Source organism: Chloroflexota bacterium, assembly GCA_018648225.1.
Taxonomy (GTDB): Bacteria; Chloroflexota; Anaerolineae; order Anaerolineales; family UBA11858; genus NIOZ-UU35.
Genome location: JABGRQ010000031.1, coordinates 1 through 4,498 on the forward strand (window position 1 = coordinate 1; position 4,498 = coordinate 4,498).

Annotated in this window: 6 protein-coding genes; all 6 read right to left on the bottom strand. The window is 49.1% G+C overall.

The window, feature by feature from the left end; genetic code table 11:
* Window positions 1-240, bottom strand: a 240-nt coding sequence (locus HN413_01420) for a glycosyltransferase (protein MBT3389050.1), incomplete at its 3' end; no start/stop codon positions are given.
* The gene (locus HN413_01425) at window positions 221-1,234 is read right to left on the bottom strand and encodes a flippase-like domain-containing protein (GenBank protein ID MBT3389051.1); all 1,014 of its coding nucleotides are present in this window, start codon (window positions 1,232-1,234) and stop codon (window positions 221-223) included. The genes HN413_01425 and HN413_01420, both read right to left, overlap by 20 nt.
* An 80-nt stretch (window positions 1,235-1,314) precedes the next feature.
* A complete protein-coding gene (locus HN413_01430; GenBank protein MBT3389052.1) occupies window positions 1,315-1,782 on the bottom strand; it encodes a hypothetical protein in 468 nt (155 codons plus the stop codon).
* Window positions 1,783-1,903: 121 nt separating this feature from the next.
* Entirely contained in the window at window positions 1,904-2,299 is a 396-nt protein-coding gene (locus HN413_01435) for a hypothetical protein (protein MBT3389053.1), read from the bottom strand.
* A gap of 148 nt (window positions 2,300-2,447) precedes the next feature.
* A complete protein-coding gene (locus HN413_01440) occupies window positions 2,448-3,989 on the bottom strand; it encodes a DUF2723 domain-containing protein (protein ID MBT3389054.1) in 1,542 nt (513 codons plus the stop codon).
* Window positions 3,986-4,420, bottom strand: a complete 435-nt coding sequence (locus HN413_01445) for a hypothetical protein (GenBank protein MBT3389055.1) — start codon at window positions 4,418-4,420, stop codon at window positions 3,986-3,988. The genes HN413_01440 and HN413_01445 overlap by 4 nt, the downstream gene beginning before the upstream one ends.
* Window positions 4,421-4,498: the final 78 nt, after the last annotated feature.

Consider the following 4,498-nt stretch of genomic DNA (forward strand, 5'->3'; position numbering starts at 1 on the left):
CCGAGCTTCGGCTACCCCGGTGTTGCGCGCTCCCCCTGGGCCGGTATTTTGTTGACGAACAACCTGCACCCCAAAATTTGCGGCAATATCAGCAGTACGATCTTGTGAACCGTCGTCTACAACAATCACTTCATATTCAAAATATAGTTCACGTTGCGATATCACAGCCTGCAAACATTCGCCAATCGTTTTTTCGGCGTCTTTAGCCGGGATGATAACGCTAACCAGTTTCGGGGGCATTTGATTTCCATATCATTTGTGTCAATCTGCGCATTTCATCCGATGCCAGTAACAAGCCCCCACTCACGAGGATCGGCGTCAAGGTAACAACCGCGTGAAGCAAAATGGCAAAAACCAACGCAAGTTCTGAATCAACCCCAAACGTACTCACACTAAGTTGGGCAAAAAAATAAAAAGGGCCAATGCTACCCGTAGGTAAAGCTAACAACATGCGCACATAACCCAGCACAAGTACCAGCAAACCAGCACTCACGGGCAGTTCCATTCCAAGGCCGCGGAAGAGAACAGCATTATTAAGCCACATCGTAAACCATACCAATAACGTCAGGCCGAGTATAGGTAACAAATGTGCCTTATCTCGCAACCAAAGGCTGCTCTCTATAAAATTATTGATCAGGCTGATGCCCCGTTGAACCCATGACTGCGAGAAGCGACGAAAATCGGGTTCGATTTTCTGCCAGACACCCGGCCCAAATACGACAACAACCATCAAGCCCACTAAAGCTGCGCTGCTTATCGGCAATAACCATTCGCGCAACCAGAGCGTTCCCTCTGGGGGCAAATAAACTGCCACTGTAAGAGAAATCACCACCAGGGTCAGCAAATCTAGAAATTTTTCCAAGGCAATTGTCGCGGCGACCTGAGCAGCAGTCGCCGGTTGATAGGCACTGAGCATTCCAAGGCGCACAATATCCCCGCCACGAGCTGGAGCAAGCAAGTTTACCACTAGCCCAACAAAATAAGCCTCACTTACATGGCGCAAAGACACTTCTACACCATAATTTCGCAACATTATCAACCAACGATAGGCTTTTATAAACAGGCTCACGGCCATTGAAACTAAAGCCAACAGCAGCCAAATCATATTGACTGCTTTCAGCACATCAAGCAGTTGCTGCCACTGGATACCCCACAACGACAAAACAAAGAGTACCAAACCAGCGGCTAATTTCAACAGCAAACTCAAAGAAAAGCGCTTTTGTTTTTCTGGCATTGTTGATAATTAAAAGCCTGTTCCGGATCACCTATGGAATAGTGATTGCATAATTCCCCTCAGCTTTATTTTCTTCCCGATTAACTTCCTTCAGGGAAAATGACCTTGGCCCAAACTTCCCAGGTGCAGTCACCTTTGGCTTCAATGCTCATCACATATTCACCAGGCACATACTCAAAAGGAACAACCCAGGGCGGATCATCGACTGCCTCAGACGGACCTAGAATTCCTTCGTGGATCAAAGTGCCCAGCGGAGCTTCAGCCAAAGTTTCATTGGTGTTGATAGTTTTCAAAACAAATTCATCACAATCTTGCCGCCAATATACTCGCAGTCCCCCGGCCCCTTCGAGTGTAAAAGGCTTCGTCACTACAGATTGATGTCCCGAAATATGAATAAACTCATCCGTGCCTAGCGACATCTCGCTATAAGCCAACGGTTCTCTTTCCGGGGCAGATGTCCCTGTAGGTGCAGCTGTACCACAGGCAGTAAAAATAAGTGTGAACGGGATAAGCAATAATGGAATTTTTATCAATCGTAATTTAGGCATCTTCTATCCTCCGCATCAAGTATACCGCAGCGAGATAAAATGAGAAACAGCTTTCCCTGAAAGCAAAATAGGGCTAAGAATAATCTCAGCCCTATTTTTTTACTACAAAGATTCAATCGGTTTAGTAGCCCTGGAGAGCGAAGGTGCCAGCGCCGACACTTGCACAGTACTGCAAACCCGAGCCATCGGGGGCAATACCGCTCAACGTAGTCGTGATACCGCTTGAAGTCCATGAGCCACTATCCAAAACACGAATGGTCGGATTTTGGACATTCTGGCCCCACGGAACCGTGAAGCACACGAGGCCCGGGCTTGCCTGGTACACAGCAGCATAGGTGGTAAGCCCCGTCGGGGCCGCGGGCAAAGTAGCAGGATCAAGTACCCGCTGACCGGCACCACTTGCAGTGCCAGATGTCTCAGAATCTTGTTGCAGGGAGCCAGCCCATACGCCAGTTACGCTCAACAGGGTGATGATCATAACGGCTGCGACTAGTACCACAAACTTGAATTTTTTCATAGTTACACTCCTTTTACGATACGATGGTTGGAAATGACATAAACGTCATCGGACTTAAGTATATTATACATAGTTCGGTGAAATTTTAATCCGAATTCCATCCGGGTTTCGATAGTCGGGTCGATATTCCGTCCGAGATTGATCCGCTTCAGGGTTCGCACACCAAAACATCAGTTTCGAAGGGATAGGACTCGCAAATTGGGCGCTCACGGTTGGTGGTGATTAAAACGCTGCGTGTGCATGCCAAACAATCATCAGCTGCGATCGGGATAACGAGATCGGGATAGGTGTATCGCATGACTTCTTGATACCAACCGAACTGCAATGCCCCGCTAAAAATGGCGATGTCCGGTCGCTGACCGAGTGCGTAGGTATAGTAGCGCAGCGCGAACACATCTTCATCGTCGCTGGTGAAGATAATTGCATGGGGGGGAGCAGTTGCCAGTACGGTTTGGGCAAAGATTTCCGCACGTTTATCCCGGCTGGCATCTACTTGGGGGTAAAGTAACCCGGTATTGACCAGAATCACGCCCAGGGTCAGGGTTATGACCAACGGATACAACCATGCCTTCCGGGGTAGCTTTTCAACTTCTTCCAGCAATTTTCCCACACCCAACCCGATCCAGATGGCAAAAACAAGATAGGCGGGAATCAGCAAGGCATACGAATCAGATGAATCATAACCAACCGAGAATATACTATAAGCCAGGAAAATCCAGCCTGTGATCCAGTAATAGCGTTTTACGCGCGGTGTGCCATAGAGCAACCCATAAAAGCCAATTGTCAATCCAATAATGCCAAATTGAGTTTGCAACCAACCGGCCCAATTACGAATACGCGGCCAGAGATATTCTGCCGGGAGATTAAAAACACGTCCTTGATAGTTACCACCGGAGATCAACCACCAGAAGCCATCCCAATCAATTGCATATCCCCAATTAACCGGGGAGCCGGAGCGCGCCCGCAGGGGAATAGTCGCATAAATAAGCAGGCCGATACACAACCAGCCAACCCGACGCGCCAGACCTGGCCAGTTAATTTGCTGCGGGTGTATAAACGAGTTCCGTTTTTGGAGCGCTTGCCCCTCGGTTAAACGGCGCGTACCAAACAGCAGCCACACAGGCAACAAAAAAACCACGGTAATCTGGTTGCCCAACGCCAGGCCAAAAATCAATCCACCGAGACGTTCGAGCCAAACGGGCTTGAAAAATACATGTTGCTCAGGTTTGAGTGCAGCCAGGCTCAGCCACAAGAGCAAGATAACAAAGAAAGCGTTTAGCGTGTACACTTCAGTAATCAGCGCTTGTGACCAAAATAACTGTGATAGCCCAAAGGCCAATCCAGCGAGAAAACCTGCCCAACGCGTATTCTGTTCACTGCCACTGAAACTACATCTGACCAAATCCGCCACGAACAAGGCTGTGAGTATCGCAAAAAACGCCGACATAAGATTGGTACGAAAAGCCAGATTACCAAGCGGTAGTTGCTGGAAGAACCACGCCAGCGCCAAATAAGTAGGGTATCCGGTTGGATGTGCCACGCCCCCCGTTGCCGCAGCGGTGATGAAATCGCCGCCATCAGCACCCCGATTCGCCCAGGAGAGACCGGGAGCAATCGTTAAGGTATAAACAATCCCCAATATAAGGCTGATGAGCAGCGGGAAGAGAATATTGAGGCGCTTCGTTTTCATGGCACGCTAAACTCCACAATAATGTCTATGTCCGTCCATAGGGGGATATCTGCCTGCCAACGGCCATTTTGTACGATGCCCTCGGGTTGAGTTGAGACAACTTCAGCACCCTCTGGCAGCAGCACTTGCAGATGCAACGGAACAGCCAGGGTGCCCGCCTGTTTTTGCACGCGCAACTGATATTGCCAGATGACATCTGTTGATTGACGCAAAACTATTTCGGCTGGCAAGCCAAACTCGAAGCGCGTTGTGCGATCTTCGCCCTGAGGCACCACGAGCATCGTACCGTAGCCTTGCAAACCAGGTGGATTTTCTGCAACAATGCCCTGATTATCCAGCATATCGACGCGCGCCGGTACCATTTCTTGGCGAATAAACCAGTTGTGAGGCACCATATGAACCTGGGCGTCCAGGTATTGTGTGGCATCCAATGTGTATATGCGTATATAGTCCCTTGGACTTTGTACAACCGAAACAAACACGGAAAAATCCGAGAGTGTGATTGGCAC